33 protein-coding genes are annotated in these 25,260 nt (G+C 58.6%); 4 read left to right on the top strand and 29 right to left on the bottom strand.

Features of this window, described 5'->3' with window-relative positions:
* Nucleotides 1-152: 152 nt before the first annotated feature.
* On the top strand, nt 153-851 hold the full coding sequence (gene tsaA, locus FHL16_RS12425) for a tRNA (N6-threonylcarbamoyladenosine(37)-N6)-methyltransferase TrmO (RefSeq protein WP_077748350.1): 699 nt from the start codon (nt 153-155) through the stop codon (nt 849-851).
* Nucleotides 852-983: 132 nt separating this feature from the next.
* Here the strand turns inward: tsaA and fpr are convergent, their stop codons facing one another.
* Nucleotides 984-1,763: a ferredoxin-NADP reductase gene (gene fpr, locus FHL16_RS12420; RefSeq protein WP_003443014.1), complete on the bottom strand. Its 780-nt coding sequence runs from the start codon at nt 1,761-1,763 to the stop codon at nt 984-986.
* A 122-nt stretch (nt 1,764-1,885) separates the two neighbouring features.
* On the opposite strand from fpr, the gene FHL16_RS12415 reads away from it, so the two are divergent.
* Nucleotides 1,886-2,812 (top strand): LysR family transcriptional regulator, encoded by a 927-nt coding sequence (locus tag FHL16_RS12415; protein ID WP_010462700.1) that lies wholly within the window; start codon nt 1,886-1,888, stop codon nt 2,810-2,812.
* Here FHL16_RS12415 and FHL16_RS12410 read toward each other — a convergent pair.
* The 3 genes from FHL16_RS12410 to FHL16_RS12400 all read right to left on the bottom strand — a co-directional run bounded on the left by FHL16_RS12410 (nt 2,809) and on the right by FHL16_RS12400 (nt 4,865).
* Nucleotides 2,809-3,171: a diacylglycerol kinase gene (locus FHL16_RS12410; RefSeq protein ID WP_010462702.1), complete on the bottom strand. Its 363-nt coding sequence runs from the start codon at nt 3,169-3,171 to the stop codon at nt 2,809-2,811. The genes FHL16_RS12415 and FHL16_RS12410 overlap by 4 nt on opposite strands.
* A gap of 75 nt (nt 3,172-3,246) precedes the next feature.
* Nucleotides 3,247-3,897 (bottom strand): response regulator transcription factor ErdR, encoded by a 651-nt coding sequence (erdR, locus tag FHL16_RS12405; RefSeq protein WP_010462704.1) that lies wholly within the window; start codon nt 3,895-3,897, stop codon nt 3,247-3,249.
* A 209-nt stretch (nt 3,898-4,106) separates the two neighbouring features.
* Complete coding sequence (locus FHL16_RS12400; RefSeq protein WP_077748349.1) at nt 4,107-4,865, bottom strand: tRNA-uridine aminocarboxypropyltransferase; 759 nt, start codon at nt 4,863-4,865, stop codon at nt 4,107-4,109.
* A gap of 184 nt (nt 4,866-5,049) precedes the next feature.
* On the opposite strand from FHL16_RS12400, the gene FHL16_RS12395 reads away from it, so the two are divergent.
* Nucleotides 5,050-5,475: a PA3611 family quorum-sensing-regulated virulence factor gene (locus tag FHL16_RS12395; protein WP_008153984.1), complete on the top strand. Its 426-nt coding sequence runs from the start codon at nt 5,050-5,052 to the stop codon at nt 5,473-5,475.
* Here FHL16_RS12395 and FHL16_RS12390 read toward each other — a convergent pair whose 3' ends face one another.
* Entirely contained in the window at nt 5,476-5,670 is a 195-nt protein-coding gene (locus tag FHL16_RS12390; protein ID WP_010462709.1) for a hypothetical protein, read from the bottom strand.
* 478 nt (nt 5,671-6,148) lie between these two features.
* On the opposite strand from FHL16_RS12390, the gene FHL16_RS12385 reads away from it, so the two are divergent.
* Nucleotides 6,149-7,267, top strand: coding sequence for an LOG family protein (locus FHL16_RS12385; protein WP_077748348.1), 1,119 nt, complete (start codon nt 6,149-6,151; stop codon nt 7,265-7,267).
* 55 nt (nt 7,268-7,322) lie between these two features.
* Here the strand turns inward: FHL16_RS12385 and recX are convergent, their stop codons facing one another.
* The 24 genes from recX to FHL16_RS12265 all read right to left on the bottom strand — a co-directional run bounded on the left by recX (nt 7,323) and on the right by FHL16_RS12265 (nt 25,219).
* Entirely contained in the window at nt 7,323-7,790 is a 468-nt protein-coding gene (gene recX / locus FHL16_RS12380) for a recombination regulator RecX (protein ID WP_010462714.1), read from the bottom strand.
* A gap of 8 nt (nt 7,791-7,798) precedes the next feature.
* Entirely contained in the window at nt 7,799-8,851 is a 1,053-nt protein-coding gene (recA, locus tag FHL16_RS12375) for a recombinase RecA (RefSeq protein WP_007907270.1), read from the bottom strand.
* An 83-nt stretch (nt 8,852-8,934) separates the two neighbouring features.
* Nucleotides 8,935-9,435: a CinA family protein gene (locus FHL16_RS12370; RefSeq protein ID WP_010462721.1), complete on the bottom strand. Its 501-nt coding sequence runs from the start codon at nt 9,433-9,435 to the stop codon at nt 8,935-8,937.
* Nucleotides 9,436-9,515: 80 nt separating this feature from the next.
* The gene (locus tag FHL16_RS12365) at nt 9,516-10,052 is read right to left on the bottom strand and encodes a lysis system i-spanin subunit Rz (RefSeq protein WP_077748347.1); all 537 of its coding nucleotides are present in this window, start codon (nt 10,050-10,052) and stop codon (nt 9,516-9,518) included.
* Nucleotides 10,034-10,597 (bottom strand): glycoside hydrolase family 19 protein, encoded by a 564-nt coding sequence (locus FHL16_RS12360; protein WP_077748346.1) that lies wholly within the window; start codon nt 10,595-10,597, stop codon nt 10,034-10,036. The genes FHL16_RS12365 and FHL16_RS12360 overlap by 19 nt, the downstream gene beginning before the upstream one ends.
* A 122-nt stretch (nt 10,598-10,719) precedes the next feature.
* Nucleotides 10,720-11,202: a phage tail assembly chaperone gene (locus FHL16_RS12355; protein ID WP_077748345.1), complete on the bottom strand. Its 483-nt coding sequence runs from the start codon at nt 11,200-11,202 to the stop codon at nt 10,720-10,722.
* A 6-nt stretch (nt 11,203-11,208) separates the two neighbouring features.
* Nucleotides 11,209-11,835 (bottom strand): gp53-like domain-containing protein, encoded by a 627-nt coding sequence (locus FHL16_RS34965; protein WP_371917149.1) that lies wholly within the window; start codon nt 11,833-11,835, stop codon nt 11,209-11,211.
* A gap of 47 nt (nt 11,836-11,882) precedes the next feature.
* Entirely contained in the window at nt 11,883-12,095 is a 213-nt protein-coding gene (locus FHL16_RS12345) for a hypothetical protein (RefSeq protein WP_077748344.1), read from the bottom strand.
* A gap of 13 nt (nt 12,096-12,108) precedes the next feature.
* Nucleotides 12,109-13,077, bottom strand: a complete 969-nt coding sequence (locus FHL16_RS34410) for a hypothetical protein (protein ID WP_238706168.1) — start codon at nt 13,075-13,077, stop codon at nt 12,109-12,111.
* Nucleotides 13,078-13,088: 11 nt separating this feature from the next.
* Nucleotides 13,089-13,688: a YmfQ family protein gene (locus FHL16_RS12335; protein ID WP_010462739.1), complete on the bottom strand. Its 600-nt coding sequence runs from the start codon at nt 13,686-13,688 to the stop codon at nt 13,089-13,091.
* Entirely contained in the window at nt 13,679-14,719 is a 1,041-nt protein-coding gene (locus tag FHL16_RS12330) for a baseplate J/gp47 family protein (RefSeq protein WP_077748343.1), read from the bottom strand. The genes FHL16_RS12335 and FHL16_RS12330 overlap by 10 nt, the downstream gene beginning before the upstream one ends.
* Nucleotides 14,709-15,107 carry a phage GP46 family protein gene (locus FHL16_RS12325; RefSeq protein WP_010462743.1) on the bottom strand — a complete coding sequence of 133 codons (399 nt, stop codon included), beginning with the start codon at nt 15,105-15,107 and terminating at the stop codon, nt 14,709-14,711. Before FHL16_RS12325 ends, FHL16_RS12330 begins: the two co-directional genes overlap by 11 nt.
* On the bottom strand, nt 15,107-15,616 hold the full coding sequence (locus FHL16_RS12320; RefSeq protein WP_010462745.1) for a phage baseplate assembly protein V: 510 nt from the start codon (nt 15,614-15,616) through the stop codon (nt 15,107-15,109). Before FHL16_RS12320 ends, FHL16_RS12325 begins: the two co-directional genes overlap by 1 nt.
* A 74-nt stretch (nt 15,617-15,690) precedes the next feature.
* On the bottom strand, nt 15,691-16,734 hold the full coding sequence (locus tag FHL16_RS12315) for a phage baseplate assembly protein (RefSeq protein WP_077748342.1): 1,044 nt from the start codon (nt 16,732-16,734) through the stop codon (nt 15,691-15,693).
* Nucleotides 16,735-16,736: 2 nt separating this feature from the next.
* Nucleotides 16,737-17,972: a DNA circularization protein gene (locus tag FHL16_RS12310; RefSeq protein ID WP_077748341.1), complete on the bottom strand. Its 1,236-nt coding sequence runs from the start codon at nt 17,970-17,972 to the stop codon at nt 16,737-16,739.
* Nucleotides 17,959-19,836, bottom strand: coding sequence for a hypothetical protein (locus tag FHL16_RS12305; protein WP_077748340.1), 1,878 nt, complete (start codon nt 19,834-19,836; stop codon nt 17,959-17,961). The genes FHL16_RS12310 and FHL16_RS12305 overlap by 14 nt, the downstream gene beginning before the upstream one ends.
* A gap of 130 nt (nt 19,837-19,966) precedes the next feature.
* Nucleotides 19,967-20,263, bottom strand: coding sequence for a phage tail assembly protein (locus tag FHL16_RS12300; protein WP_010462752.1), 297 nt, complete (start codon nt 20,261-20,263; stop codon nt 19,967-19,969).
* Complete coding sequence (locus tag FHL16_RS12295; RefSeq protein WP_010462754.1) at nt 20,260-20,607, bottom strand: phage tail tube protein; 348 nt, start codon at nt 20,605-20,607, stop codon at nt 20,260-20,262. The genes FHL16_RS12300 and FHL16_RS12295 overlap by 4 nt, the downstream gene beginning before the upstream one ends.
* 80 nt (nt 20,608-20,687) lie before the next feature.
* Nucleotides 20,688-22,184: a phage tail sheath subtilisin-like domain-containing protein gene (locus FHL16_RS12290; protein WP_077748339.1), complete on the bottom strand. Its 1,497-nt coding sequence runs from the start codon at nt 22,182-22,184 to the stop codon at nt 20,688-20,690.
* Nucleotides 22,184-22,366 (bottom strand): DUF2635 domain-containing protein, encoded by a 183-nt coding sequence (locus tag FHL16_RS12285; protein ID WP_010462758.1) that lies wholly within the window; start codon nt 22,364-22,366, stop codon nt 22,184-22,186. Before FHL16_RS12285 ends, FHL16_RS12290 begins: the two co-directional genes overlap by 1 nt.
* Entirely contained in the window at nt 22,363-22,947 is a 585-nt protein-coding gene (locus tag FHL16_RS12280) for a phage tail terminator protein (protein WP_010462760.1), read from the bottom strand. The genes FHL16_RS12285 and FHL16_RS12280 overlap by 4 nt, the downstream gene beginning before the upstream one ends.
* A gap of 131 nt (nt 22,948-23,078) precedes the next feature.
* Entirely contained in the window at nt 23,079-23,426 is a 348-nt protein-coding gene (locus FHL16_RS12275) for a phage holin family protein (RefSeq protein WP_010462762.1), read from the bottom strand.
* Nucleotides 23,427-23,574: 148 nt separating this feature from the next.
* Nucleotides 23,575-23,994 (bottom strand): tail fiber assembly protein, encoded by a 420-nt coding sequence (locus FHL16_RS12270; protein WP_077748357.1) that lies wholly within the window; start codon nt 23,992-23,994, stop codon nt 23,575-23,577.
* Between the two features lie 490 nt (nt 23,995-24,484).
* On the bottom strand, nt 24,485-25,219 hold the full coding sequence (locus FHL16_RS12265) for a LexA family transcriptional regulator (RefSeq protein WP_077748338.1): 735 nt from the start codon (nt 25,217-25,219) through the stop codon (nt 24,485-24,487).
* Between the last annotated feature and the right edge of the window lie 41 nt (nt 25,220-25,260).

The following is a 25,260-nucleotide window of genomic DNA, read 5'->3' as shown; positions in this document are numbered from 1 at the left end:
GCTCCTACAGGTTCTTTGGCGTACACAAACGCCGTGTTCGCTCGATAACCCAGTAGGCGCGAGGCTTGCCCGCGAAGAGGCCCGCTCAGTCACCACCCGTCTTGAGGCCCGCCGGGTTATCATGCCCGCCCCATCCCGCCTCGACCCAAACCATGACCTACAGCGTTTCCCCCATCGGCTTCGTGCGCTCCTGCTTCAAGGAGAAGTTCGCCATCCCGCGCCAGCCTCAGCTGGCCCCGGCCGCTCGTGGCGTGCTGGAACTGGTGGCGCCGTTCGATCAGGGCGATGCGGTGCAAGGTCTCGAGCAGGTCAGCCACGTCTGGCTGCTGTTCCTGTTTCATCAGGCCCTGGAAGAGAAGCCACGCCTGAAAGTCCGCCCTCCTCGCCTGGGCGGCAACAAATCCATGGGCGTGTTCGCCACCCGTGCGACACATCGGCCCAATGGCATCGGCCAATCCGTGGTGAAACTGGACAAGGTCGAAGCCAATCGGTTGTTTATCTCCGGTATCGACCTATTGGACGGCACGCCGGTTCTCGACATCAAACCCTACGTGCCTTACGCCGACATCATCGACAGCGCCTCCAACAGCATCGCCAGCGCCGCGCCGCAGTTGATTCCTGTGCGGTGGGCGGAGACGGCGCTGCAACAAGCTCACGAGCACGCTCAGCGCCTCGGCGAGCCGTTGGTTGCCCTGATTGATCAATGCCTGGCACAAGACCCACGTCCGGCGTACCAGACGCCTACACCTGAGCGGGAATATGGAGCGCAGTTCTGGGATCTGGATGTGCGCTGGCATTATCCCGAGGCGGGCGTCATCCGCGTCCTGGAAGTCATTCCCGCAAAAACCTGAACGCCAGAAACCACTGTGGGAGCGAGCCTGCTCGCGATAGCGGTGTGGCAGTCGGCAATAATGCTGACTGATACACCGCTATCGCGAGCAGGCTCGCTCCCACAGGGAAAGCAAAGCCGTCAGGCGTTGTGCTTACTTCTCGACGAACGCACGCTCGATCAGGTAATCACCCGGCTCGCGCATCCGCGGCGAAACTTTCAGGCCGAAGCTGTTCAACACTTCGCTGGTCTCGTCGAGCATGCTCGGGCTGCCGCACAGCATGGCGCGGTCGTCCTGCGGGTTGATCGGTGGCAGGCCGATGTCGCTGAACAGCTTGCCGCTGCGCATCAGATCGGTCAGGCGACCCTCGTTCTCGAACGGCTCGCGTGTCACGGTCGGGTAGTAGATCAACTTGTCACGCAACGCCTCGCCGAAGAACTCGTTCTGCGGCAGATGTTCGGTGATGAACTCGCGGTAAGCGACTTCGTTGACGTAACGCACGCCGTGGCACAGGATCACTTTTTCGAAACGCTCGTAGGTTTCCGGGTCCTGGATGACGCTCATGAACGGCGCCAGGCCAGTACCGGTGCTGAGCAGGTACAAATGTTTGCCAGGCTTCAAGTCATCCAGCACCAGCGTGCCGGTAGGCTTTTTGCTGATGATGATCTCGTCGCCTTCCTTCAGATGCTGCAACTGGGAAGTCAGCGGGCCATCAGGCACCTTGATGCTGAAGAACTCGAGATGCTCTTCCCAGTTCGGGCTGGCAATCGAGTAAGCGCGCATGAGCGGCCGGCCGTTGGGCTGTTGCAGGCCGATCATCACGAACTGACCGTTCTCGAAGCGCAGGCCCGGATCGCGGGTGCACTTGAAGCTGAACAGAGTGTCGTTCCAGTGATGAACACTGAGGACACGCTCGTGGTTCATGTTGCTCATGTACGTGGGACTCCTGGAGATTTTGCCTGCGCCGCTGATGTGCGCAATTGCATCGCATTCTAATGGCAGCGACAATATCTGTTAAATGGATTATTAAGATAAGGGTTATCGGTTATATAGATATGCGATTTACTCTCCGTCAACTTCAAGTATTCGTCGCCGTCGCCCAGCAGGAAAGCGTATCCCGTGCTGCCCTGACGCTCAACCTTTCGCAATCGGCGGCGAGCACCTCGATCACCGAGCTAGAGCGTCAGTGCAGCTGCCAGCTGTTCGACCGCGCCGGCAAACGGCTGAGCCTTAACGCCCTCGGCAAACAGCTATTGCCACAAGCTGTGGCGCTGCTCGACCAGGCCAAGGAAATCGAAGACCTGCTCAACGGCAAGTCCGGTTTCGGCTCCCTGGCCGTCGGCGCGACCCTGACCATCGGCAATTACCTGGCCACCTTGCTGATCGGTAGCTTCATGCAGCGCCATCCGGAAAGTCAGGTGAAGCTGCACGTGCAGAACACTGCCAACATCGTGCAGCAAGTCGCGCACTATGAAATTGATCTGGGTCTAATCGAAGGCGATTGCAGTCATCCGGACATCGAGGTGCAGAGCTGGGTCGAGGATGAGCTGGTGGTGTTCTGCGCGCCGCAGCATCCGCTGGCCCAGCGTGGCAGCGCGAGCATGGAAGAACTGACCCACGAGGCCTGGATTCTGCGGGAACAAGGCTCTGGCACGCGGCTGACCTTTGACCAGGCCATGCGTCATCATCGCAGCGCGCTGAATATCCGACTGGAGCTGGAACACACCGAAGCGATCAAGCGCGCGGTGGAATCAGGCCTGGGAATTGGCTGTATTTCGCGTCTGGCGCTGCGCGATGCGTTCCGCCGCGGCAGTCTGGTGCCGGTGGAGACACCGGATCTGGACTTGGCGCGGCAGTTCTATTTCATCTGGCACAAACAGAAATATCAGACCTCGGCGATGCGCGAATTCCTCGACCTGTGCCGCGCGTTCACCGCCGGGGTTCAGCGCAGCGACGAGATCGTGCTGCCCAGCATCGCTTAAAGCAGAATCACCGCCCACACCAGCCCGATCATGCTCAACGCCACGAATTGAGCGGCGCTCCCCATGTCCTTGGCGTTCTTGGACAGCGGGTGCAACTCAAGGGAAATGCGGTCGATGGCCGCTTCCACTGCCGAATTCAGCAGCTCGACGATCAACGCCAACAGGCAGACCGCGATCAGCAATGCCTGCTCGACACGACTGACGTTCAGAAAGAACGAAAGCGGGATCAGGATGACATTGAGCAACACCAGCTGCCGAAAAGCCGCTTCACCGGTGAAGGCTGCGCGCAGGCCATCCAGCGAGTAACCGGAAGCGTTGAGAATGCGTTTGAGGCCGGTTTGGCCTTTGAAAGGTGACATAGAGTGGGCAACTGACCAAAAAGGAGTGGGAAAGCTAGATCAACCAAAGTCAAAAAAGCGTGAAGATGCCAACGCTTAGTGGCTTGAAATTGACTCAAGTTGTTGCAGTAGCAACGCCGCCTGGGTGCGAGTGCGCACATTCAGCTTGCGGAATATAGCCGTAACATGCGCCTTGATCGTCGCTTCGGAAACGCTCAACTCATAAGCAATCTGCTTGTTCAGCAGCCCTTCACAGACCATGGTCAGCACCCGGAACTGTTGAGGTGTCAGGCTGGCAAGGCCTTCACTGGCTGCCTTGGCTTCAGCGGAAACACTCACGGCTTCGAACGCCTGAGGCGGCCAGAACACATCGCCATCGAGCACCGCTCGCACGGCTTTCTGGATGACGCTCAGGTCACTGGACTTGGGAATGAAGCCGCTGGCGCCGAATTCACGGGACTTCACCATGATCGAGGCCTCTTCCTGAGCCGACACCATCACCACCGGGATCTGTGGGTATTGACCGCGAAGCAGCACCAGCCCGGAAAAACCGTAGGCCCCCGGCATGTTGAGGTCGAGCAGTACCAGGTCCCAGTCAGACTTTTCGTCCAGCCGGGTTTCCAGTTCGGCAATGCTTGCCACTTCCACCAGACGGACATCCGGACCCAGGCCCAGGGTCAATGCTTGATGCAGGGCGCTACGAAAAAGAGGGTGGTCATCGGCAATCAGGATTTCGTATGTGGCCATTTTTCTAATGATCCTGTTTTCAAACAACTCAAGGCACAGCCACGGAGCTGCACCAGCAGGGCACGTTCAACGCCAATTACGGTGGCTATCACGCAAAGAATACGGCGTATCAAACTTTGGCCGCGCCCTAATCGGCGCCAAGCATGCCCAGCGAAACCGGGGTGGTCAAGGTGCATGGCCGGTACAGTTCTTTGCAGTATGGGCGACAATCAGCAGGCCACCGGCGCCGCGTTCTGCACGAAAGGCATCAGTTCGGTGTGGGCCGGCGTTGCCACGTTCATGTCCAGCTGATGTTTCGCATCAAGGTAATGCTGGCTGAACACGTCGAAATAAGCGTCCAGCGCCGAGGCCGCCTCGGTATCGCCCGCCAGATCAAGGCACAGTGCCGCCACTTCGGCGGTGCACAAGTGCTCGCTGCGGGTCGAGCGGCGCAACCGGTACCGTGACAGCTTCTCGGGCAACAGGCTCAGGATCGGCAACCGATCAAAGTAAGGGCTTTTGCGGAAAATCTTCCGGGCTTCGGTCCAGGTCGCATCGAGCAGAATAAACAATGGCCGCCTGGTGCTATCGGCTTCGACCGTGTTCGTCACTCGCTCAGGCTCGACGTACTCACCCGGAAAGACCAGATACGGTTGCCATTGCGGGTCGGCCAGCAACGCCAGCAACTGCGGATCCGTTTCCGTGCGTGACCAGATAAAGGCATGGTTGTCGCGCACCACATCGGCGATCAGCCAACCGGTGTTGCTCGGCTTGAACACTTCTTTGTTAGTCATGATCAGGCACACGCCGGAGCGGGCCTCAACCTGCGGACGCCAGGCGCACAGGCAGTGACTCTCGATCACGCGGCAGGCACGGCAACGCGGCGCCCTCCAGCCACGGGCCTGGATCGGCTTGATGCCCTCCTCCTCTCGCTCGTCGCGCAAGCGGGCGACGGCGTTTGCAGCAAAGGTTGGGGTTACAGGGCTCATCGCAGGCAGCACCGGAGGGGGAATCGACACGAATAACGCTCGGCAAGTCAGAAAGTGGCGGCAGTTTATCAGAGCGGCCGGCGCAAGCCTGTACCGTCCAGGCCTCGTCCCCTATAATTCGCCGCCACTGAACGCACAGTCATGTGACGGGTCGAACCATCAGTCACTGAACCAGGAGAGTTTCATGCTGCGCCTTATCGTTCCCACCGCTGCCATTTTGCTGGCGTCGTCCTTCAGCGCTCAGGCTGCGTCCTTGAGTGAGCAGAATCTCAACAGAGAACTGCGAAACGTCGCCACACAAAGCAGTGTCGGTACTCCACGGGCGATCAACGAAGACATTCTTGATCAGGGCTACACCGTTGAAGGCAACACGCTGATCAACCACCTGAGTGTACAAAGCAGCCACGCCAACAAGATGCGCGCCGACCCCAAAGCCGTGTATTTCCAGCTGGGCGCCTCTGTGTGCAACAACCCATCGTTCCGTAAACTGATGGCCAAGGGCGCAGTCATGCGCTACGACTTTACTGAAGTGAAGACCAATCGCTCGGTCGGTTCCGCCAGCTATCAGGAATCGGATTGCCCGAAAGCAGCACCGGCCAAGAAGAAGTAATCATCGGGAATTGGCGCGCCGCTGTTCATCCTCGGCGCGCAGTTCTGCCACCAACGCCTGCAAGTATCGCGAACGCCGCTCGGCGCCTTCCAGACGCCGGCAACACTCCTCCTCAAGACTCAAATGATTGGTCTCGGCGGATGACTTCAGTAATCGATACAGATGCGTATCGATTTCCAGAATGACTCTGGCCATAGCTTCCAGCCTCCCTGCACCTCGCCCCTTTTTGAGCGAAAAATCCTTAAACCGCTTGAACCGTGCGCCCTGCCTTTGACGCAAAGTTGTCGTGTCATGCCTGTAACTTAGTAAATCAGAGCGCGAGGCCTGCGGCTTGCGTTCGGACGAACGGTGAATTCACCTTGCAAATCGTCAATAAGCGGTTGCCAGGAAAGACTTTGCGGCGCAATGATCAAGGCAGCGAGAATCTCTGCAAGGGTCTAGATTCAGAGTGTTCACGATCACTTTTCAGGGCAGGAAAGGGGCTGCCCATCGCGTGTCTTGTTGTGCGAACGTTTCTTTCATCCAAGGGAAAAACAGAGCCTGTATGGACGACTCGAACCGAGTCGAGTGGAGCGCCCAGGCATGGGCTTGGGCAGACAGCGACACATGAAGTGTCGCGGCGCTGACGACTGTTTTGTCGGTGCCAAGGGTTCTGTGCAGAAGGAGAAGTTGAATGCCTTACCAACCGAATGACCTCCTGAGCCGTCATTTCGAAGAAAGCGGCCACGACCTCATCAGCAAGGTCGAAGAGCAACTCAACCTGGTTTCACCCAACAGCCCCAACACTCCGATTTACCGCGACATGATCCTGACCGTGCTGCGCATGGCCCAGGAAGACCACAACCGCTGGAACGCCAAGATCACCCTGCAAACCCTACGCGAACTGGAGCATGCCTTTCGCGTGCTCGAACAGTTCAGGGGGCGACGCAAGGTCACGGTTTTCGGCTCGGCGCGCACACCGATCGAACACCCGCTGTATGGCCTGGCCCGAGAACTCGGCGCCGCGCTCGCGCGCTCGGACCTGATGGTCATCACCGGTGCCGGTGGCGGCATCATGGCGGCGGCCCATGAAGGTGCCGGCCTGGAACACAGCCTGGGGTTCAATATCACCCTGCCCTTCGAGCAGCATGCCAACCCCACGGTTCAAGGCACCGCCAACCTGCTGCCCTTCCACTTCTTTTTTACCCGCAAACTGTTCTTCGTCAAGGAAGCCGATGCGCTGGTCCTGTGTCCAGGTGGTTTCGGCACCCTGGATGAAGCACTCGAGGTGTTGACGTTGATTCAGACCGGCAAAAGCCCATTGGTGCCGGTAGTGCTGCTGGATGCGCCGGGCGGCAAGTTCTGGCAAGGCGCGCTGGATTTCATTCATCATCAACTGGAGGAAAATCGCTACATCCTGCCCACCGACATGAAGCTCGTGAGCCTGGTCTACAGCGCCGAAGAAGCGGTAGAGCAGATCAATCTATTCTACGGCAACTTCCACTCCAGTCGCTGGCTCAAGCATCAGTTCGTGATCCGCATGAACCACAAGCTCAGCGACCAGGCGCTCGAACACATGCAGGAAGCGTTCGCCGACCTGTGCCTGAGCGATCACTTTCATCAGCACGCCTATAGCGGCGAGGAGCACGATGAAGCGCAGTTCAGTCATCTGGCGCGACTGGCCTTCAACTTCAACGCCAGGGATCATGGCCGCCTGCGGGAATTGGTGGACTATATCAACCTGCCGGAAAACTGGGCCGACTCCAAACCCCAGGCGCAACAGCGCACGCGAGAGCCGTCCAAGGTGACGTGAGGCAAAAACGAGGCAAAAAAAACGGCCCGCTATCGAAATAGCGGGCCGTTTTTATTCAATCATCCATTCCCCGACCGCTGAACAAGCGGCCGATCATTTCCATGGAATATCCCCGATAACTCAGGAAACGCCCTTGCTTGGCACGTTCCCGAACGTCTATCGGCAGATGCCCGGCAAATTTGCGCCGCCAGGTATCTTCCAGTTGCTCCTGCCAATTGATACCGCTCTCGCGCAAGGCGAGTTCGATGTCGTTACGTTGCAGGCCGCGCTGACTCAGTTCTTCACGAATACGCAAAGGGCCGTAGCCGGAGCGAGCACGGTAGGAAACGAAGCTTTCGAGGTAACGGGCTTCGGACAGCAGGCCCTCTTCCGTCAAACGGTCGAGTGCTGTGTCAATCATTTCAGGGAGAGCACCGCGCTGACGCAGTTTACGCGTCAGCTCGACTCGACCGTGCTCGCGTCGTGCGAGCAGGTCCATGGCGGTTCGCCGCACTGCGACGAGTGTATCGAGTACGGCGGTCATCGGATCAATCAGATATCAGCGTCAGCCAGGTCATCAGCCGTCTCTTTGACTGGCGATGCTTTGACGTCCGGCGCCGGGGTCAGCAACTTGTCACGCAGTTGCTTCTCGAGCTTGGCGGCAATTTCCGGATTGTCTGCCAGGAACTTGGCCGAGTTGGCCTTGCCCTGACCGATCTTGGTGCCTTCATAGGCATACCAGGCGCCGGACTTCTCAACGAAACCGTGCAGCACGCCCAGGTCGATCATCTCGCCGTTGAGGTAGATGCCCTTGCCGTAAAGAATCTGGAACTCGGCCTGACGGAACGGCGAAGCCACCTTGTTCTTGACGACTTTGACGCGGGTTTCGCTACCGACGACTTCATCACCTTCTTTCACCGCGCCAGTACGACGGATGTCCAGACGAACCGAGGCGTAGAACTTCAACGCGTTACCACCGGTGGTGGTTTCCGGGCTGCCGAACATCACGCCGATTTTCATACGGATCTGGTTGATGAAGATTACCAGGCAGTTGGCGTTCTTGATGTTACCGGTGATTTTACGCAGCGCCTGGGACATCAGACGGGCTTGCAGGCCCACGTGCATGTCACCCATTTCGCCTTCGATTTCAGCCTTCGGAACCAGCGCGGCCACGGAGTCGACGATGATCACGTCAACTGCGTTGGAACGCACCAGCATGTCGGTGATTTCCAGGGCTTGCTCGCCGGTGTCCGGCTGGGAAACCAGCAGGTCGTCGACGTTGACGCCCAGTTTGCCGGCGTACTCAGGGTCGAGGGCGTGTTCGGCGTCGACGAATGCGCAGGTCGCGCCGGCTTTTTGAGCCTGGGCGATCACCGACAGCGTCAGCGTGGTTTTACCGGAGGATTCAGGACCGTAGATTTCAACGATACGACCTTTTGGCAGACCGCCAATGCCGAGCGCGATGTCCAGACCCAGAGAGCCAGTGGAGATAGCCGGGATCGCCTGACGGTCCTGATCGCCCATACGCATTACGGCACCCTTGCCGAATTGACGTTCGATCTGACCCAGGGCCGCAGCCAAGGCTTTCTTCTTGTTGTCGTCCATTAAAGTCCTCACGTAATCAATAAGGCCTGACGGCCAACACCTGTATAAGTAGCCAGTATTATTCCACAGCGTTTCAGGATCGCCTACCCCTGATTTGAGATTTCTCCAGCGGCATGACGCAGCAGCCCCTCTAGCGCGGCCTTAACCGTTTGTCGGCGGACCTCATCGCGGTTACCGGCGAAGTGCTGCACCTCGCTGAACACCTGCTCACCGACGCCCCAGGCCAGCCAGACCGTGCCGACCGGTTTGTTCGGCGAACCGCCATCGGGGCCGGCCACACCGCTGACCGCCACGGCAAAATGCGCCTGACTTTTTTCCTGAGCGCCGCGAACCATCGCCTCGACCACCTCGCGACTGACGGCGCCGACCGTTTCGAATAATTCGGGAGGCACGTTCAACTGCTCGGTTTTCTGTCGGTTGGAATACGTCACATAACCGGCCTCGAACCACGCCGAACTCCCCGGAATGCGAGTGATCGCCTCTGAGATCCCGCCGCCGGTACACGACTCGGCTGCGGCGACGTGGGCATTCAGAACCTGCAAGCGCCTGCCAAGTTCAGCGGCCAGTTGAGTGATTTCTTTCACGGTCATCTCCTGAGCGAGCGGAATGAGCACTACCGTACACGAGCGGATTGCGCTTGCAAGGCACAGGATCGGTCAAAATGTTATCGAGCGATGGCTCTGACATAAGCCTGGCAAGCCTGCAAGGCAATCAGTCCGCTGTCGCCGGCATCGGTGATGGCGATAATTCGTTGAGCATGCGCCGGGTCAAGTCGGGCTCGCGCCGCTCCATGATCCACGCCGCCGGCGCCGGAGGTGGCTGACATTGAACAGCCTGAGGCAGCGTCATTGGCATCGAGGAGGACTGACAAGCGCACATCAGCAGTGGCAAGACGATCGCGCAGGCGACCTTGATCACGTTGGGCATCGCTAAGCGCTCGGTAATGGGTTTGTTCGCTGGCCGACAGACGCTGCTCCAGCGCCAGACGCTTGTCCTGCTCGGCCTGTTGCTGCGTGGCGGCGGCCAGTGTCAGCTGATTCAGTGCCTCGGCATGCAGCCTGGCCAGCTCCGCGAGTTGCCGGCCATAGCGCCAATCCTGAAAGTGCCAGGCCAGCGCCGCCGATCCGCCGGCCAGCACTGCCAGTAACACAACAAGGCCGATTGCCCGGTAAGAAACCGGCATCAGGCTGAAGGCTGGCATAGCACCGCCCTCGCCCGCGCCCACAGCTGCAGACGATCTTGCAGACCGTTAAGCCCACCGTTGATGCGGCGGGTGATGCTGTTGAACTGATCGCGGTCGGCCAGTTCATTGAGGCCGTTTTGCTCCCAGAACCACGCGGCTGATTCGGCGGCCCATTGGGGTTGTTCCAACAGCTGCGGAACAAACACCAAGCGATCATCGCCGAACAGTCCGAGGCTGCATTGGAGGTAGTTGTCACGACCGGTGATCTGGATCAGGCCTCGACCGCGGTATTTTTGGCCGTCGCCATCGGCCTCGGGTGTATTGCCCAGACGTATAGCCAACGCACCGGTGTCGTATTTACTCAGATATTGCTCGTTGCCAAGTTCACGCACGAATTGCAACTGCCCGGACTCATGACCGATCTGGGCCAAAAACGCTGCAATACGTTTTGAGGTGTTGATGTTGTAGCGAATCATGGCGCTGTTGAGAGGTGTAATGAAAACGCCCGCTTGAGGGCGGGCGTTTGGCAAGATTTTTAGCAGTTGCCCTTCAGTTAGCGGCATGACACGTCCTCGACTTACTGTTGATTGGCTCGAAAAATTGAGAGCAGCTTTTGTGTCAGTGCCTTGAGCGAGCGGTACGCTACACCACTGCGCAATCCAAGGCTCTTCACTCAAAGCCCTATTCAAGCACTGGATGATGCTTTTGATGGGGCTGGCTTCCTGACTCTCTTCTTTCTAGCAGGGGGCGCTTGTTCTTCGGCCATCAAAACTGGCCGGCTGGCCATCGAGGGAAAACCTTGCGATGCCGGCCAGTTCCGCAATGCAAATCGATAGGCTTGCAATGCTTCATACCCTGACGTTGACAGTGTGGTTTCGAGGCCTGCCTCTAACTGATCCCGATGACGCGCGACAATTGCGTCTGTCTCAAGGAGCCGGGCATCACGCCATGTCCGTTCAACGGCTGCCGCGAATTCAGATGCTCGATAAGGGGACTCCTCAAGCATCGGTCGGCCATCTTCGCCTGTCACGATCCGGCAGTTTCGCTGCTCTCCTGCCAGCAACTGGTCACGATGTTCGCTGGAGATCTCAACCGCATCTTGTGGCAATACAGTGTTGATTCGTGAATCAAAGAAGCTTCTTGCCGAACAGCTCCAATAAATCTTCATGATTGCTTACCTGCCCAACGCAATAAAATTGCCGCCTAACGACGGACTGGAGCCTCGGGACACAAACGACCCTTGGGTATAAGGCGACGCCGCCACATAGCCAATAGAACCAGAACCCGCGGTATAACCGTTGCAAACGACGACCGACATAAAAGTGCTGTTAAAGCTTACCGGCAATGTAGTAATCACATCAGTCGCCAAGCTATTGACAAATCCCCACTGAATGACAAACCCTCCCAGCCATGATGGAAATGCCAAATATCCGATAAGTCCATTGTAATTCGTAGACAGAGTAAAGCCCGACTTCAACTTCTTCGGCGTTATCGCAGTAGCATCATCAGTTCCGGCATTGACTTGAGCCTGAGTCGCCAACTTCAATACACCCGAGATCAACTCGGAAGCAGAGCCTGGTACCTTATCGGATATCAATTTTGAGATAGCTTGCTTCAACTGGCTGTGATCACCTTCCAATGGTGTTAACGCTCCGGCTCTAATGACTGTCAATATTTCTTCAGTCACCGAGTTGCCCCAACTCGCCGGAATCAACGATCCCGGCGTCCCGACCAAGGGATTTTCATCGACAAACTTTCCATTCACCAGGCCTGCGCTGGGAATACTATTCGGATAATCCATTATTTAATCCTTCGATTATTGTGAGGCCCGTCAGGGCAAAGCCGACACTAAGAACGCAAAAATGAAAACGCCCGCTTGAGGGCGGGCGTTGAAGAAGCGCTCGTGGCGGTTCCCGTCTTTAACTGGAACTGCGTGTACCTGCCATCATCTCTCGACACCACACCCAGATTCCTCCAGAAACTCGCATCTTGCACAGATGAGAACTCCGCAATAATGACCTTTCTTTCTTCACTGTCGAATTGAACGCTGACCACATCCATTACCACCTCCTGATCAATTGAATGAGTAGCTGCCGATATACAGTTCAAACGTCGGCGCACCCGCCGTACTCTGGCAGTACATATAAATGGTTTGATTCCCAAGCACTGGCATTGAGTAGTTACCTGCCAAACCCGCACCGGCCCCTAAATAACCGGAAGTAATTTGCTGACCTACCCCCACACTGTCTGCGTTCAGTACCATATTGATGTAGGACAAAGTTTGGGAACTATTGGAGATTACTATTTCGCCATTTATCTCGTAGGCGTTCGGCGGAATAATACCCGCAATGGACAAGGGTGAATTATTAATAAGCGCAGTCCCAAAATAGGCTTTGGAGAGCAAGATAAAAACCTTCCGTCCGCGCTGCGCTCCAACTTTCAACTTTCCCGTCGCATCAGTTGCCCAGACACTGATCAACGCCGAAGCATCATAGCCATTCGGCATTTTGCCGCCACCATACACGCCAGGTGCAATCATAGACGTACTGTTAACAGCAAGAATATTCTGTTCGCCGGTGACGGAGTTATAAATAGCGTACAGCGCGACATAGCCATTAACCGGTGCCGACCCAATATCCATCCCTCCCGCACCGGTAGCACCGAGATTGATAACCTTGCTGAAGTTCTGCAACCGATAACCCACACCACTCGGTGCCGATCGAACGCTCAACTCATCAGCCTTGAAGGTTCCTGTCAATGAGGCAACAGTAATTGAGAAACTCGCATTCACCAGCAATCCGGAAAGGGTTCCAGAGTGCTTTGAAGCGTCACTCATCAATTTTTTAATCGCTTCCAACAACTGCTTGTTATTGCTTTCCGTGGCCGCGAGATTTGCAGCGCCAATTACGCCGAGAATTTCTTCAGTAACCCCATTGCCCCAACTCGCCGGGATCAACGACCCCGGCGTCCCGGCCAACGGGTCTTCATCGACAAACCTCCCATTCACCAACCCGGCGCTGGGCACACTGTTCGGATAATCCATCCCACTACTCCTTAGTCATAATTGATGTGCACCTTGGTATGCGCCGGGGCACTGCGGTGGATCAGGCATTCCAGGGCAGAGCCCGGGTTCATGCCGAAGCGTTCGCCCCAGTAACTGGCACCGAAACGTCGACCGAGCAACAAACGCCCGCCAGTGTTGAGCGTCCACATGAACTGCACCTGCCATGTGCCAAAATGCGCCGCACCGAATCGTGCGCGCCCCATCCGCGGGGCTTCGTGTTCGGTGATGGTCGCGTTCGGGTAGCCTTGAGTGCGGGCGATCTCGATGTAGTAGCTGACGGCCTGACTGCCGACCGCGAGCAGTCGGCGGCGCACGGCAAGTCGTCGGTCGTCGAACAGCGGCGTGGCGCCAAGACACGGGTCGGGCAGGTTCATCACTCGCTCCCAGTCCGGCACCAGTTCGCTGACGCCTGCCGGGTCCATCTCGTTGAGCAGGTCGGCGGCGCGAGCGTCGAGGCGAGCCAGTTCCTGAGACACGCCTTCGAGGACCTCCTCGAGTTCCGGCACTCGTTCGGGATCCCAGGCCGGGCCGCTGGGCAGCAAACTGCGCAGTTGCGCCTGGTACTGCGCGGCGGTTCTGATCACTGCCATACGCACCCCCCGAAGGTAAGCAACTGGTTGACGGCGGCTTGCACATTGGCTGACGGACTGGCCAGTACATGATCGCTTTCACCCGTGGCGCTGCTGATCGCTTCACGGATGTGGCTGATCAGCAAGGTGTCACCCAAGCCGGCTTCGCGGTTGTGCAGATCGCGCAGTTGCGCCTCGACAGCGGCGCGGACAGCGCTGGTATCGGGCGTCAGACTCAGTTGATAGGTGACTGGCTTTTGTACCGGTGGCAACACGTGCAACTCGGCGGTAACCGGGCGCAGCGGTTCGATGTAGGCCTGGACTTCAGCCAGTTGCACGGGGTTGGGCAACGGTTGTGGATCGTCATCGCGCATGATGAACAAGCCAACGGTGCCTGGGCCCAGGTAACTGCCGCGGCACCAGGCACGGGTGACCCCGGGAAATTCCAGCGCCCAGGTTTCGTAATCTTGCGCCGAACCACCATGGGGGATGATGCGATAGGAACTGATCACCCTGGACCGCAGGGACTCCAGACTTTCCTGCGCGACACCACCGATCAATCCCGGAGCCTCAACAGTGAAGCTGCTGCCGACAATGCCCAGAATCGGCTGCACCGGAATCAGCGTCAGGCCGGCGTCTGCATTGCCCAGGCTGCCAGCGTCGAGCGCTGCGATGGTCGTGCTGTTGAGGCCATTGCTGGTGGTGCGTGAAGCGGTGACTTTATACGTGCGACCGTCGCTCGATTGCAGCAACGTGTCGACGTCCAGCACAGCACCGGCGCTGGCGGTAAAACTGACACTGCCCGTCGCCGCTTGCGCCGCTTTACGTGGCTGGTTCAGGCGCAATGCGGCGATCCGTTCCAGCGTCGACTCATCGGCTTTGTCTGGCAGAATCTGCTCGGCAATCCAGTCAAGGTAGCCATACAGACCATAAGCCGCGCCGCCGAGGGTTCGGGCCAGCACTTGCGCATCGGACTGGCGCAGCGAATCGCTGGCCAGGTCGCTTTGGGCGCGTTTGATCAGCACCGGCAGCGAAGGAGTTTCAAACGGCATAAATCACCTGCCAACTGTTATCAGGATTGATGTCCAGGCGCTCGCCGTCGGCCAGGGTCAGGACCGTGCGCAGGTTCAGGCGCTGGGCGTCGAGGCGTTCGCTGATGATGTCGATGGCGCTGCAATGGCCGTCATCGAGCAGCCATTGCAAGGCTTCACGGGCATAGAACTCGGCGTCCATCTGGGTCTGGCGGGTCAACTTGACCCGGCGCAGCAGCCACAGCCGCGAGCCGATCCGGTCGTCCGCCACTGTCGGAAAGGTGTCGCCCCACCAGCCGAAACGTTCTTCGTCATCGAGGGCATCGTCATCGGCGGCGCGGCGCCAGGTGAACAGGCTGATCAGCACTGAACGGGTCAGCGCGGCGTGGAGGTTCTGACTGATGAACATCACTGCCCTCCTGCCGGTACACCGGTCTGGCCATTGCCCGCCTGCACGCCGACGTGCACGTGCTTGATCTGGCTGATGCCGCCGGCAATCTGATCGCCAGTGGAGACGACCTTGCCCGTCTGATTGATCACCGGCGTGTCGATGTTTACGGCGGTACTGGCGCGGATGTTCAGGGTCGCGGTTTCGATGTCGATGACCCGCCCGCGCTTGAAGTGGATCTTGTCGCCCTCGTCGGTGTAGATCGCCACTTCGCCCTGGGCCAGGGCCTTGAGGCGATAGCGACGGTCGGCGACCACCAACACGATGGCGTGGGAACGGTCACCGCCCAGAAACGTGGCGATACCTTCGGCGCCGGCCAGCGGATTGCTGGTGAAACCGTAGGGTTCGAAGTGCTCCATGTCGTCGTTCACTTCGCCGGCAGTGAGGCGCATTTGCAGCGATTGAAGCTTGGTGGCCGAGTTGGCGAGCACGACGGTGCCGCGCGCCAGGAGGCGTGTCAGTAGGCTCATTGGGTTTCCTTCGGATAATCGGCCCGAACGCGATCATTCACAGAATGGGCCGCACGGAAGATCCGGCGCCAAGTTCAGGCTTTCTTGGGCGGCGCGGGGTTGGCGTCGAACGTGTGAGGTGGCGCGACTTGCAGGGTTGTGATTGAGCCCTGCTGCGAAAGCGAGTAAGTGACCTTGGAAATCAGCATGTCGCCATCCATTTCCAGCACCGGATCCTTGACCCGCACCAGTGTGTTATGTCGCCACAAATCGCCGTTCGCTTGCCGCCAGCCTTGCACTTGATAGGTCGTGGTCAGGGCCTTGCCCATACGGGTGGCGCTTTCCCAGTTGGCCCTTTGCAGGGCCAGTTCTGGGGTGATCTGCATGCCTTCATTGATCACCGTGGTTCGCCGTCGCTTGAAGCCAAGGTCCGTGGAAACCGCCTCGACCTCGCTGACCGCCGCCCCGCTTTTCTTGTCGTCACCCTTCTGCTGGCCAATCACCCGGTATTCGGAAAACACCTGGCTGTAGTCCGTCGGCGCGTTGGCCGAGAGAATGTTCTTGCCCAACTCCAGCGCTTCACTGGCACGCCCACCGCTGCCCGGCCGTGCGAGCACGACCCGGCCTTGCGCATCATCGGTGGAAAACACTCGGAACAACGACAGCAATCGGTCGATGGACTGGAAAACCGTCTCGCCGGGCACAATGGTGTGACTGTCTCGCCGAGCCGTTTCCGGGATTTCACTGACGACATAACCGCCGTAGGTCGAGACCAGGTCTTGCACGATTCGCAGCAGCGATTGCTGGTGCCACTGGTTGGGTTTATTGGTCGCGGCACAATCCACCAGGTCCTGGGTCTTTGAGCTGCCTTCAATGCTCAGGCTGATGCGTTGCCCGTCATAGCTGATGGGTGCCTTGAACACATAACCAGTCAGCACCAGATCACTGCCGATGCGCACTTCGCAGGGTGCGCCGGGCTGAATCCGGCGCACCTCGGTCTGCCCCGGCCATTGCCAGGTGATGTCGAGTTTGAAGGTGCGGAACTGACGCTCCAGGTCCGCCGTGATTTCTACGCTTTTCCACCCGCCGTATTCCAGATTGTCGACGGTCAGCGTGACGCGGTTATCCTGCTCTTTCATGGCTACTCCCCGGAGATCTTGAGTTCGCGCGGCGGGAGAAAGCCTGGGTGGACAATGCCGTTGCGCTGAGTCACTTCCAGGACCCGAGTGGCGTCAGCCACCTGTCTGTAGATCGCAACCAGCGCCGGCAGGCCGTCCTGAAAAGACTTGCTCACCAGCCTGATGCCAGACGATGCAACGGCCTTTAGGTGCGCTTTCAGCTTCTGGCGCAGATCAGCCGCGGCCTGATAGTGCGCAGGATTGGCCTTGTCCTCGACCAGTTTGATCGCCTCTTCAATTTCTTTGAGCGCCCTTTGCACATCATCAATCACCGGCACCTCCGGGCGGGTGACCGGCTGCTCTACCTGCAGATCCAGCGGTGACGGAGAAACCTTCACCGGCAACGTCGCAATCGGCAACAAGGCCACCCATTTGGCGGCCTGCACCACCAAGGCATCCTGCACCAGGTTGGTCAGTGCCTGAGCCGCGGCCATGGTGTCTTTGCCGGTAGTCAGCTTCGGTGCATCGGCCTTGCGGATCGCTTCGACCTGCTGGGAGACGTTGGCAATCACGCCACGATACCCCTCACGAGCGAAGTCCTTGAGCTCCTTGATGTCGCCGAGCAACGCCTTGAACTCCGCCGCTACTTCCTTGGGCAATTCCTTCACGGCTTTGACCAGGTCGCTGATCTGGCGGTATTGGTCGATCAACGGTTGCAGCTGTTGCTGGATCACCCCGTAGATGTCCTTGATGCTGTTGCGCAGGTCGGCAATGCCAATCCGCGCCGCCTGGATCAGGCTCATGGCATCTTCGAAGCGCGCCACCGCCGAGCCCAGGAAAGTGTCCGCGGACGCCAGCAACAGTTTCTGTGTACTGATCGCCGCGACCGGAAACGGCACCGGCACATCCGGGTAGAACTTCAGGGCAAACGTCACCAACCCGCCGTCCTGGCGGGTGTGGGTCATGTCGCATTCGCCGACCTTGACCTGTAGCCGTCCGAGCCACGGATGGACCAGCTCGCCACTGCCCTGCTCCAGCGCCTTGAGCAACTTGTCGCGCTGCTCCAGGCAATCGGGGCCGACGATGAACGCCGTCAGATCGTGAATATTCGCCTGTTGGCCAAGGCCTTCGAAGTACGGCAGGTCTCGCTGCGGATACTCGTGCAACTGGCCTTTTTGGCCGACCGGGGATTTCGCCTGATCAACCCAGAATCCGACACCCCGAAAGGACGCCGGCATCAAACGATCACGCCAGCTCATTGGAACCTCCAAGTGAAAGTGAGCGGTAGCCGATGCGCGAAGTGAGCGCCAGCGCCGGTTGATTGGTTTGTGGTTGATCGGTGCGCATGCCCGCCGGAGCATTTTCGAAGCGCACGGTCAGGCCGCCTTCGAGTTGCGTGCGGTTGTTGGTAGCGGTTTGCTGGATCAGGGCGCTGGAGTGTTGGGGGAGATTGCCGGACGACACTGAAGTCGCTTGCGGGGCCGGCGTGTTCTTGCGGAAGAACGAAGGCGCCAGGCCATTTTCGCCGTCAGCACCTGGCTTGCCACTCTGCTCGGTGACACTGTCAACGTTGCCGGTGATTGTCGCGACAAAACCGGAAAGGTTGCCATCCAGCAGCGCTCTGATTGGCCCTATCACAGCCTGTAGTTTCGCCGACAAATCGCTGAACCAACCCAACAGGGGTTCCCAGTTTGCTGTGAACTGGTCCTTGGGCGACCAACCGAATAGCGACTGGAACAGGTCTTTTACTGTCTGTAGCGGGCCAGTCAAGGATTCCCACAAACCGGCAAAAAAACCTTCCACGCCTTCCCAGCAAACGCGGACCCGTTCCTGCGCCGACCAATCGAACAAACCTTTGAGACGGTCCGCCACCGACGCGCTCAGTGCCCAGATGACGTCCCATAGCGCAGTGAAAACACCCGCCACCGGTTGCCAGGTTTCTTCGATGAGCGCCTTGGGCGACCAGGTGAACACTGACTTGAGGGTTTCCAGCCCCGCAACGACACGAGCGGTAATGCCGTCAAAGACATCGGTATAGACGCCGACGACCGCGCTCATCGCCTTGTCGATTTGCCCTTTTGGCGACCAGTCGAAGTACGATTTGAGTGTGTCCAGCCATCCGGCAACAGTGTTGATCAAGTTGTTACCGACATCGTTGTAAATACGAACGACCGCCCCAATCGCCTTGTCGACCTGCTCTTTTGGCGACCAGTCAAAGTAGGGTTTGATTGTGCCCAGCCATCCGGCAACCGTGGTGGTGACGCTGATACCGGCTTCGAAGAAGGCAGACTTCACCTCATCCAGTGACTTGCGGGTGAAGGCGCCACCCCTGTCTATGGCGCCGGACATATAGTCGCCCGCTTCGTTCCAATATTTCTTCACAACTTCACCCGGCTTCCAGTCGAACAGTGCCTTGACCCGGGTAATCGCAGCGTCGGACTCACTTGAAATGCCTTGCCAGAGCCCGGTGAAAAATCCTGAAATCGGCTGCCAGTTGTCCATTATCAATCGGGCGCCGATAACGAGGACCGCGACGACCGCCGCGACAGCAGCGGCAATCAAGCCAATCGGCGAGGTCAAAATGCCCATCACCGTGGCCAGGCCCATCGCTGCCACCGTGACAACGGTGAAAGCCACCGCGGCGGCGGCCAATCCTTCCACCAGATAAGGGTTGGCCGCCACAAACTGGCCGATAGAGGTCATTACCGGCGCGAGCGCAGTGACGATGCTGTTGAGGGCCGGGAGCAATGCCTGGCCGACTTTCAACGAAATGTCATCCAGCGCCTTGTTGAATTTGGCGAGGTTGGCGGACGTTTCCCCGAGGCCGACTTTGGGGACTTTGAGCCCTTTGAGACTGCTGGCCTTTTTCGCCAACTCATCCTGAAACGCGATCGCTTTTTTGATGCTGTCCTGAAACGGCTTCAGCAAACCGCCGCCGGAGATAAATCCAGAGAGATCCAGCGGCTTGAGACCGCTGTCCTCCATGCTCTTTTTAAACGATGCGACCTTGCCACGAATGCCCTTCAGCTCGGCGTCCAGTTTCTTGGCGCCCTGCATCACCACGATCATGTTCACCGTGGCCTGGATATTCGTCTGGCTCATGTTTATCTGTGTATTCGCCATCACTGCACCTGCTGCATCGCATTGATCCGTTGCGCGTGCTCCAGCGATTCGCGGAGCACATCCAGTGGCCTGGCCATCATCTGTTCGGGGTCAACCTTCCAGAACCAGGCCAGGTCATAGGCGACTGCGATCAGGTCGGTGATGGCGCCGACGCCGCACTCATGAAAAAACTGGCGACGGCCCAGCTCAGCGCATTGAGGTCAGCCAGGTCCAACTGGTTGACCGACGACGGCGGGATGCCGGCGCAGATCGCGATGTATTTGGCCGCGACGTCCATGTCCAAGCTCACTTCTTCGCTCTTGTCGATCTTGTACGGCAGCGCCTTTATCGCTCGAACTTCCTGCACCGTCGGACGGCGCAGGTTGAGTTCGGTCAAGGGCTCGCCGTGAGCTTCGATCGCAACTTGAAGCTTCACGGCGTCGCTCATTGCCAGGTCCCCTTGATGCCTTCGAATTTCAGTTCGATGGTGGCGTCATCGCCCTTGGAGGCCGGCTCTTCAACTAGATACGCACCGGCCAGCACGTAGACTTTGCCGTTGCTGAACTCGCAGGTGACGGTCATGTCGGAACCGGCTATCAGCTGTTTGAGCGGGAAGTCCGCGGTGTGCAGCGCTGTGACTTTAAACGACGGTGCGATATCGGTTTCCTTGTAGAAGCCGGGTACGACGGTTTCCCGTTTCACCGCCATCAAAGGCGCTTCGCAGCCGCCGTTGATGGTCAGTTGAGCGCCGTCCACTTTGACGTAGCAGGTGCCTGCAATCAGTTGACCCATGGTGTTTCTCCCTTCAAATAAAAAGCCCACGCGCGGTGGGCTGAAATCACACAGTCTTTACAGTCAGAGAACGGCAGCGATCACGCCGCGTCGTCGTACTGCAGACGGAATTGGTTGAGCAGCGCGAACACGCGCAAGCCGTTGATGTAGTCCGGCGGGAACAGCACATTGACCCGGCTCGGGTCCTGCACGTCGCGCTCGACGATCAGGTGCTGGGCGAACAGCTCGGCGTTTTCGACGTGGCCTTCCAGTTCGAGCTTGGCGTACTGGGCGATCAGCTCACCGCGAATAGTGCTCGGGGTCACAATCGGCTGGCCGGCGCCGAAACGGGTGCCGTCGGAAGCCAGTTTGTGGCGACCGTACTTGCTGGTAATCACGCTTTGCAGGCGCCGCACAATGAACGCCGACTGGTGCATGGTTTCGCTGTCCAGGTAGGAATTGTCGGCTTGGCCGTAGGCATTCTTCTGGTAGGTGGTGATCGAGCGCTGAATGCGCACGTAGCCGCCTTCGTAGTAGGCAGTGGCGATGCCGTAGTTCAGCAGCGACTGACGCTCAGTCAGGGTAAAACGTTCGCTCGCCGGAGCCGGATCGAGACCTGGCAGGCTACCGCTTTGAGTCGGACGACTGGCATCGGCGGAGATGAACACCGACGTGCGTGCAGCCAGTGCAGCGGCCTGAACCCAGAACGGTTGCGGTACGCCCGGTTCCAGCGCCTGAATGGTCATGTGCTGATCGTTACGCGCCTGACCAGCGGCAACCAGTGTTCCGATAGTGCCGCGCTTGGCGCTGTAGACGTGACCGAACAATTGCTTGGCCCAGGACCAACGACCGGTGCTGTCATCCATGACGGCTTGCCAGGTGTTGAGGGTCGACAGGTCCGACCACGGCATGCAGATGAACTCGAACGGCTCATCGCCCAGCGCTGCCACGGCTCCAACCTGATCCGGGACCCCGGCGCCGCCGGTCATGGCGGTGATTGCCGAGGTCAGGCCGGCCGGCGTTTCTTCGCCATTGCTCTTGCCCAGGCGATTGAATTGCAGGCTGATGTCGTTGCCGCTGTCGCCGGTCCACTTGGCACTCAGGGTCACGACACCTTCAGCCGCAGCGGCGGTGACCGGCAGATCGGCAGCTGCGTTGATTTTCAGCGCCAGCGTCGTTGCCGCTTGAGTCGCCGTCGCGCCGTTGACGATGGCCGCTTGAACGCGAACGCCACCCACATAGAGGTTGAGCACACCGCTTTGGGTGGCCGCGCCAGTCAGGGTCAGCACGCCTTTGGCAATGCTGCCTTCTGTGTTGTGCAGCGGCAGACACCAGATCTCGCCGACCGGATCGGTCTTGCGAAACGTCTCGTACATAGAGGCCAGCATCGAGCCTTGGCCACCGACGCTTTTGGCCAGCGCCACGCTGGACACCAGCACCAGCTTGCCGACGTCGGCCGGCGCAATGTTGTCGTTGACCTGGGCGACGATCAGACGGCGCATGGCCGAGGATGCGCTATTGGCCGTCGAGTTATCCATCTCGGCGTAGAACAGCGGAACACGAATGTCCGCGGGGATGTTGCTGAATCCGATCGCCATTATTGGGCTCCCTGTGGTTTTGCCGCTTTCACGGCTTTGGTAGTGATATCGCCATCAGCCAGACGTCGACGCCACCAGGCGTTGTCCGGCACTTCACGGCCCTCGAGGGGCAACAGATCGCCCGCTTCCGGGTCGGGCACGGCACGGCCTGGGGCCGGCAGCACGGTGATGCGTTTGCTCATGGGGTTACGTCTCCAGAGAAAGTCAGTTCCAGGCGCCCGTCGGGCCCCGGGCGTTTCAGATTGGGGTCCGCCGGATCGATCGCATCGACCCGCACCGTGACCCCGGTAAAGGACGACAAGCCGTCCAGTTCACGTTCGTGCCAGCTCTCCGCAGGCTGACCAGGCAGATTGCGGCCGAGCTGGAACTCGGTAAAAAAGCGCAGGCGATACAGCGCACGGCTGCTGTTAATGGAAACCAGTTCGCCACCGTCATACGCGATGGCCTGGTAGTCGCTGCCGGGCTTGAAACCCACCAGCGCACGCCACAGCTCGGCCCGCAGGTCGTGCATCAGATCCAGCGCTTTTGTAGCGTCCGTGGTGTCGAGCACCAGGGTCACTTCAAAGTTGTCGCGGATCGGTTGCAGGTTCAGGTTCTGCGCCACGCTTTTGCTCGCCAGATCGGCGATCGGTACGACGTAGGCGCAAGGGGTTTGCAGTGGGTTGTCGGCTTGCAGTGTGGTGAGGTCGATGCCGGCGGCCACGCGATTGGCGAGGGTTGGGCAGTGATCACGCAGTTGCGAAATCAGTGGAGTGATTTTCATGGGTTTTCACCGGGCATTAAAAACCCGCTGAGGGCGGGTTTGATTCAAAGGTACTGGCCATGGGAAACCCGCGTCCTTGCGGGGCGGATGCCGGTCGGCACCGCTGCTCGCCAATCCATTGGTCTTGGGTTTCAGTGATCCTGGCGAGAATCGCGCGGCGGCACTTCGCAAACGCCAATCCGCTTGGCCGCCCAGCGCTCATAGAGACCAATGGCCACGTCTGCCCCGGCCATCGCCGTTAGGCAGCCAAATGCGCAAGCGGCCCAGATCGACACGCCGGCGGCATACAGCAGCATGATGGCCGAGACCCCGCAGATAACGCAGGCTCCGGAGCGCAAGGCCAGACGCCGCAGCAGTGACCAGCCGCGGGCGCCGTCCTTGTCGGCGCGCCACATTTCGCCGGACACCCCGCCCACCAGGGCGAGGACGATGACAAGCCAGATCGGCATGTCCAGCAACGCTTGTTGCTCGTTTGTCATGTCACGCCTCCCGGGGTGATTGATGTGTGTTTTTTTCAAACGGTGTCTCTTGAGGTGCCTGACGATAGGTAGGCATTCCAAAAAGCCCGGCGCTTGCCGGGCTTTTCAGTAATGCGGTCCTGCGTTGTATTGCGATGTTAGAGCTTGCTTAAGGCTGTACGGGCCAAACGATGGTCAGCGGAAACCCAGGCTGTTTATTCACCTGATTGAAAGCGACGCAATATTCCTTGAAGGCCTGCAGGTAAGCCTCCTCTGCACCCGTGGCCACACCCAGGTCGACTTTGAATTGCAAGGCCGAAGACGCGACGCTGGCGGTGAGTTTGTCGAGCCGTTGAGTTCGTTCATTGCGCAGTTGCTCACCCAACACAGATTGCGGCCAAGGGAAACCGGAGTTGAACGTCCATACACCGTCTGTGTTGACTGCGTTATAGGAGTAGTCGACCTGACTGGTGACGGTGCCGGTCACATCCACCCAGAGTTGATCGGCGGGAAACTCATCTGTGATGGCGTTAACGGTTTCGTAGAGGTTGTCGACTTTTCCATCGACAACGCGGGCGTACTTTTTCATGTTCACATCCTTATTGATCGCCGGCATCCCGGCACGCTTTGATCTGCCTGACGGTAGGTAGGCATTCCAAAAAGCCCGGCGCTTGCCGGGCTTTTCAGTAATGCGGTCCTTCGCGTTGATCTTTCGGCGCTACTGGCGCGGTACGGATCCATTCAGATTGTTTTTCCGACCGCGGTCCCTGCCCGCCGGATAACTGCTTCTGGTGCTTTACGCTGCACACCCGGGTCAGTTGCCAACCCTCTGAACCGTTGAGGCCGGTTCATCGCTGCCTTTTGTGGTGGAACTAAAGAGCTTCGTTTCGAGCTGCTTTGTTGAGCGGCTTGAGACAAAGAATATGCATGGATGCATATACAGTCAATGCGTAAATGCATTTATTTATGCGTTAGAAATGCACTGACGCATGAATGCCCCTGCAAACAAAGGCGCTGACGGTTTGTGGCAGGCGAAAAAAAACCCGCTCGGTGGCGGGTTTTATTGCAGGGCAGTGAGGTTAACGGGCGTACATGCCCCACCAGAAGACGTGACCGAGGATGACGATTTGCTCTTCCTGGACTTCCTGAAAAGTGTAGTCCTCGTCCGGGTGTTCATCCCGATTGAAGCTGCGCAGGCGAATACCGGTCGGCAAGCGATAAAGCTGTTTCACCCGCAATTGGCCGTTGTGATTGATGGCATACAAGTCGCCATCAATGATGTCGCCAATCCCGCACTTGCCCGCATTCACGCCAACGGTGGCGCCATCGCGCAGCACCGGCAGCATACTGTTGCCGCGCACGGTCACGCATTTGGCCTGATCGAATTGCACACCGTTATGGCGCAAGCTGCGCTTGCCGAAGCGCAGGCTAGAGCGTTCGCTTTCTTCGATAACGAATCTTCCTGATCCAGCAGCCAATTCAACCTCGCGAAGAAAGGGGACCGACACCTCGTCATCATCGACGGGCGTGTCGTCGTCCCACAGACTTATGTCCTTGAGTTCGGAATGCAATTGATCGCGCCCGGTATTGGCGATGGCAGCGACATCCGCGCGCCCGCGCAACTGATCGGTGCTCACAGCGAAGTACTCGGCGATCTTCGAAATGTGTTTATCCGAAGGGTCGACGATCTTCCCGCTGAGGATTCGCGAGAGAGTGGATTGAGGCACGCCGGTGCGACGGTGAAGCTCCGTGGGGGAGATCCCGTGCTGATCGAGCAGCGCTCTTAAGACGGTAGAAACATTGCGTTTTTGCATAACGGGCATAGTGCTTGAACTTTTTTCGGAAGACAAATGCT

The sequence above is a fragment of the Pseudomonas sp. FSL W5-0299 genome (assembly GCF_005930655.1).
GTDB classification, from domain to species: Bacteria; Pseudomonadota; Gammaproteobacteria; order Pseudomonadales; family Pseudomonadaceae; genus Aquipseudomonas; species Aquipseudomonas mandelii.
This window is presented reverse-complemented; position numbering and strand designations above follow the sequence as displayed.

Excerpts from the sequence above, each read along its gene's own strand:
- tsaA (WP_077748350.1), top strand. The coding sequence starts at position 153 with ATGACCTACAGCGTTTCCCCCATCGGCTTCGTGCGCTCCTGCTTCAAG.
- fpr (WP_003443014.1), bottom strand. The coding sequence starts at position 1,763 with ATGAGCAACATGAACCACGAGCGTGTCCTCAGTGTTCATCACTGGAAC.
- FHL16_RS12415 (WP_010462700.1), top strand. The coding sequence starts at position 1,886 with ATGCGATTTACTCTCCGTCAACTTCAAGTATTCGTCGCCGTCGCCCAG.
- FHL16_RS12410 (WP_010462702.1), bottom strand. The coding sequence starts at position 3,171 with ATGTCACCTTTCAAAGGCCAAACCGGCCTCAAACGCATTCTCAACGCT.
- erdR (WP_010462704.1), bottom strand. The coding sequence starts at position 3,897 with ATGGCCACATACGAAATCCTGATTGCCGATGACCACCCTCTTTTTCGT.
- FHL16_RS12400 (WP_077748349.1), bottom strand. The coding sequence starts at position 4,865 with ATGAGCCCTGTAACCCCAACCTTTGCTGCAAACGCCGTCGCCCGCTTG.
- FHL16_RS12395 (WP_008153984.1), top strand. The coding sequence starts at position 5,050 with ATGCTGCGCCTTATCGTTCCCACCGCTGCCATTTTGCTGGCGTCGTCC.
- FHL16_RS12390 (WP_010462709.1), bottom strand. The coding sequence starts at position 5,670 with ATGGCCAGAGTCATTCTGGAAATCGATACGCATCTGTATCGATTACTG.
- FHL16_RS12385 (WP_077748348.1), top strand. The coding sequence starts at position 6,149 with ATGCCTTACCAACCGAATGACCTCCTGAGCCGTCATTTCGAAGAAAGC.
- recX (WP_010462714.1), bottom strand. The coding sequence starts at position 7,790 with ATGACCGCCGTACTCGATACACTCGTCGCAGTGCGGCGAACCGCCATG.
- recA (WP_007907270.1), bottom strand. The coding sequence starts at position 8,851 with ATGGACGACAACAAGAAGAAAGCCTTGGCTGCGGCCCTGGGTCAGATC.
- FHL16_RS12365 (WP_077748347.1), bottom strand. The coding sequence starts at position 10,052 with ATGCCAGCCTTCAGCCTGATGCCGGTTTCTTACCGGGCAATCGGCCTT.
- FHL16_RS12360 (WP_077748346.1), bottom strand. The coding sequence starts at position 10,597 with ATGCCGCTAACTGAAGGGCAACTGCTAAAAATCTTGCCAAACGCCCGC.
- FHL16_RS12355 (WP_077748345.1), bottom strand. The coding sequence starts at position 11,202 with ATGAAGATTTATTGGAGCTGTTCGGCAAGAAGCTTCTTTGATTCACGA.
- FHL16_RS34965 (WP_371917149.1), bottom strand. The coding sequence starts at position 11,835 with ATGGATTATCCGAATAGTATTCCCAGCGCAGGCCTGGTGAATGGAAAG.
- FHL16_RS12345 (WP_077748344.1), bottom strand. The coding sequence starts at position 12,095 with ATGGATGTGGTCAGCGTTCAATTCGACAGTGAAGAAAGAAAGGTCATT.
- FHL16_RS34410 (WP_238706168.1), bottom strand. The coding sequence starts at position 13,077 with ATGGATTATCCGAACAGTGTGCCCAGCGCCGGGTTGGTGAATGGGAGG.
- FHL16_RS12335 (WP_010462739.1), bottom strand. The coding sequence starts at position 13,688 with ATGGCAGTGATCAGAACCGCCGCGCAGTACCAGGCGCAACTGCGCAGT.
- FHL16_RS12330 (WP_077748343.1), bottom strand. The coding sequence starts at position 14,719 with ATGCCGTTTGAAACTCCTTCGCTGCCGGTGCTGATCAAACGCGCCCAA.
- FHL16_RS12325 (WP_010462743.1), bottom strand. The coding sequence starts at position 15,107 with ATGTTCATCAGTCAGAACCTCCACGCCGCGCTGACCCGTTCAGTGCTG.
- FHL16_RS12320 (WP_010462745.1), bottom strand. The coding sequence starts at position 15,616 with ATGAGCCTACTGACACGCCTCCTGGCGCGCGGCACCGTCGTGCTCGCC.
- FHL16_RS12315 (WP_077748342.1), bottom strand. The coding sequence starts at position 16,734 with ATGAAAGAGCAGGATAACCGCGTCACGCTGACCGTCGACAATCTGGAA.
- FHL16_RS12310 (WP_077748341.1), bottom strand. The coding sequence starts at position 17,972 with ATGAGCTGGCGTGATCGTTTGATGCCGGCGTCCTTTCGGGGTGTCGGA.
- FHL16_RS12305 (WP_077748340.1), bottom strand. The coding sequence starts at position 19,836 with ATGGCGAATACACAGATAAACATGAGCCAGACGAATATCCAGGCCACG.
- FHL16_RS12300 (WP_010462752.1), bottom strand. The coding sequence starts at position 20,263 with ATGAGCGACGCCGTGAAGCTTCAAGTTGCGATCGAAGCTCACGGCGAG.
- FHL16_RS12295 (WP_010462754.1), bottom strand. The coding sequence starts at position 20,607 with ATGGGTCAACTGATTGCAGGCACCTGCTACGTCAAAGTGGACGGCGCT.
- FHL16_RS12290 (WP_077748339.1), bottom strand. The coding sequence starts at position 22,184 with ATGGCGATCGGATTCAGCAACATCCCCGCGGACATTCGTGTTCCGCTG.
- FHL16_RS12285 (WP_010462758.1), bottom strand. The coding sequence starts at position 22,366 with ATGAGCAAACGCATCACCGTGCTGCCGGCCCCAGGCCGTGCCGTGCCC.
- FHL16_RS12280 (WP_010462760.1), bottom strand. The coding sequence starts at position 22,947 with ATGAAAATCACTCCACTGATTTCGCAACTGCGTGATCACTGCCCAACC.
- FHL16_RS12275 (WP_010462762.1), bottom strand. The coding sequence starts at position 23,426 with ATGACAAACGAGCAACAAGCGTTGCTGGACATGCCGATCTGGCTTGTC.
- FHL16_RS12270 (WP_077748357.1), bottom strand. The coding sequence starts at position 23,994 with ATGAAAAAGTACGCCCGCGTTGTCGATGGAAAAGTCGACAACCTCTAC.
- FHL16_RS12265 (WP_077748338.1), bottom strand. The coding sequence starts at position 25,219 with ATGCAAAAACGCAATGTTTCTACCGTCTTAAGAGCGCTGCTCGATCAG.